The organism is bacterium (assembly GCA_016873475.1).
GTDB lineage: Bacteria > Krumholzibacteriota > Krumholzibacteriia > JACNKJ01 > JACNKJ01 > VGXI01.
Genome location: VGXI01000287.1, coordinates 1 through 3,257, shown reverse-complemented (window position 1 = coordinate 3,257; position 3,257 = coordinate 1). Strand labels below are relative to the sequence as shown.

At 70.8% G+C, this 3,257-nt stretch carries 1 protein-coding gene; it reads right to left on the bottom strand.

The genetic code is table 11. The features are described from left to right. Positions 1 to 17: 17 nt before the first annotated feature. Positions 18 to 1,535: an aldehyde dehydrogenase family protein gene (locus FJ251_14790; GenBank protein MBM4118970.1), complete on the bottom strand. Its 1,518-nt coding sequence runs from the start codon at positions 1,533 to 1,535 to the stop codon at positions 18 to 20. Positions 1,536 to 3,257: the final 1,722 nt, after the last annotated feature.

Below are 3,257 nucleotides of genomic sequence, written 5' to 3'. Positions count from 1 at the left end.
TTTTGATGCCGGGTTGCCTATTCCAGGTCGAACTGCACGCCCTGGGCCAGCGGCATCGCCCGGCTGCCGTTGATCGTGTTCGTCTGCCGGCGCATGTAGAGCTTCCAGCTGTCGCTGCCCGACTCGCGCCCGCCGCCGGTCTCCTTCTCGCCGCCGAAGGCGCCGCCGATCTCCGCCCCGCTGGTGCCGGCGTTGACGTTGGCGATGCCGCAGTCGCTGCCGGCCGGGCCGAGGAAGCGCTCGATGTTGAGGAAGTCTCGGCTGAAGATGCTGCTCGAGAGGCCTTGGTCGACGCTGTTGTGCTGGGCGATCACCTCGTCGATGTCCGTGAAGGTGAAGGCGTAGAGGATCGGCGCGAAGGTCTCCTCGCGCACGATCGCCATGTCCCGCGGTCCACGGACGATGGTGGGCTGCACGTAGGAGCCCGGGCGATCCAGCCGCTGACCGCCGACGAGCACCTCGCCGCCCTGGGCCTTGGCCTGGGCGATGGCCTTGAGCATGTCCTCGACCGCGCCCTCGTCGATCAGGGGGCCCATGAGGGTCTTGGGGTCGAGCGGGTCGCCGATCGGCACCCGCTTGTAGGCGGCGACCAGGCGGGCCAGGAAGCCCTCGGCGATGGACTCGTGCAGGAAGAGCCGGCGCGTGCTCGTGCAGCGCTGACCGGCGGTGCCGACGGCGCCGAAGATCACCCCATTGAAGGCCATGTCGAGGTCGGCGCTGGCGTCCACGATGACGGCGTTGTTGCCGCCCAGCTCGAGCAGGCTGCGGCCGAGGCGGCGGGCGACCGCCTCGCCGATCTGGCGGCCCATGCGCACGGAGCCCGTGGCGCTGATCAGGGGCAGGCGGCGGTCCTTGATCATCAGGTCGCCGACGGCGCTGCCGCGGCCGACGACGAGGCTGAAGATCGGCGGCAGGTCGTGCGCCTTCATCACGTCGTTGCAGATGTGCTGGACGGCGATGGCCGTCAGCGGGGTCTTGCTCGAGGGCTTCCAGATGCAGGTGTCGCCGCAGATGGCGGCGATCATCGCGTTCCAGGCCCAGACGGCGACGGGGAAGTTGAAGGCCGTCACGATGCCGATCGGGCCCAGCGGATGCCACTGCTCCATGAGCCGGTGCCCGGGGCGCTCGCTGGGCAGGGTGGGTCCGCCGATGGTGCGCGAGAGGCCGACGGCGAAGTCGGCGATGTCGATCATCTCCTGGACCTCGCCGAGGCCCTCGGTCGCGATCTTGCCCATCTCGTAGCTGACGAGCTTGCCCAGCGGCTCCTTGTAGTCGCGGAAGGCGCCCGCGAACTCGCGCACGATGAGGCCGCGCTGAGGCGCGGGCACGAGGCGCCACTCGCGGAAGGCGGCGGCCGTCGCCGCGGCCACCTGCTCGTAGTCGGCGGGCCCGGCCTGCAGCACGGTGCCGATCTGGCTGCCGTCCGTGGGCGAGAAGACCGCCAGTTCGCCGCCGCCGGGCCGGGCGATCCACTCGCGGGTGCTGGCCCCGGAGTTGACCTCCGCCAGGCGCAGTGTGCGCATGAAGTCCTTCATCACTCGTCCCCCTTCGTGCATGGATGCAGCGCTGCCAGCGCTTGCCGCCGCGCCGCGTGCCGCCAAGAAACAGCGGCGGGACCGGCAAGTCAATGGCGAGGCCGTGGCTGGCGGGCTGGAGAGGGGGCGCGCGGGCCTGCGCGCCGAGCGCCTGTGAAGCGGCGCTCGGGCGCAGGTCCGCGAGTCCCTACTTGAGCAGCGTGAGCTTGAGGCTCGTCAGCGGGCGGCCGTCCAGGCTCAGCCGCGCCAGGTAGAGGCCGCTGGGCAGCTGCCCGGCGTTCCAGATCAGCGCCAGCGGGCCGGCGGCCACGGGGCCGTCCAGGGGCCGCGCCACTTCGGCGCCCGTGGCGTCGAAGATGCGCAGGCTCGCCCGGCCGGCCGCGGGCAGGCTGAGGCGGAGGCTCGTCTGCGGGTTGAAGGGGTTCGGATGGGCGCGCAGGCTGGCCAGCGCCGCCGGCACGCCGGGCTCGACGGCCGTGAGGTCGTCGGAGGCCGCGATCACCTCGAAGTCGTCGATGAGGGCCTCCACCAGGCTGCCGCTGCCCGTGTCGCTGGCGATGAAGCGCACGCGCATCTGGCCGGTCAGGGGCAGGACGGCGCCCAGGTCGTCGAACTCCGCCTTGACCCAGGGATACGCGCTGTCGGTGACGACCTCGAGGCTGACCCAGGTCGCGCCGCCGTTGTTCGAGATGTCGACGAGGAAGTCGTCGTCATGGTTGGTCTCGTCCGTGTACCAGCGCCAGTAGGACAGGCCCGCCCAGCTTGCGCCCTCGAGGTCGAAGATGGGCGAGAGCAGCGTGGTCTTGCCGCCGTCGACGTCCTGGTCGCCGGAGCTGCCGCCAGGGGCGCCGTTGCCCGTCACGAAGCAGATGGTGCCGGGGTCCGGCGTGTGATCGTGCTCGGGCTGGTAGGCGGTGCCCACGGGATCGGCGCGGATCCAGAGGCCCGTCGTTGCGTTGTCGCCGGGCACGCCCAGGGTCCAGCCCAGGTTCTGCTCGGCGTCGTCGCGGAAGACCGGCGTGATGCCGGCGCGGAAGCCGTAGAGCACGCCCGGGGCGCCTTCGGGCGCGCTGGCCGTGTAGCCGGCCACATCGGCCGCGCTGAGGTAGTACTGGATGTGGCTGCCGGGTAGCTGGGCGGGGATCGTCGCCGTGAAGCCGTTGGGCTGGCCGCTCGGCGCCAGGGTCAGGCTCTGGAACGCGCCCCCGTTCACGCGATAGTGCAGCAGCAAGCTGGCCGGCACCAGCGGCTGAGCGGCCTGGATGAGGGCGTCCACCGCGAAGGGCCCCAGCGTTTCGCTGTGCCCCAGCGGCTCGTGCGCGATCGCGATGTGGAAAGGCCGCGCCATGACGGCAAAGGTCGCGATCGTCGCCTTCACGTTCTTGAACATGAAGGCGAAGTTGTTGGCGCTGGTGCCGATGACGTCGTTGGAGGTGTGGATGTAGGGGCTGTAGGCGTTGCTGTCCTCGAAGAAGAAGATCGCCCGGAAGCCGTTCCCCCAGAAGGAGGCGTGGTCGCTGCTGCCGCCCGAGAGGTAGCCCTCGACGGCGGCCAGCTCGGGCACGTAGGTCGCGATCGCCGAGGTGGCGAGGGTGGCGAGCGGGTCGCTGGCGGCGTTGCTGATGATGTCGATGTCCTCGGGGTCGCCCGCCGCCCGGTAGCAGAGCATGTCGAGATTGAGCATGCCGACGATGTCCATGCCCGCTGCTGCCGCCTGCTCGG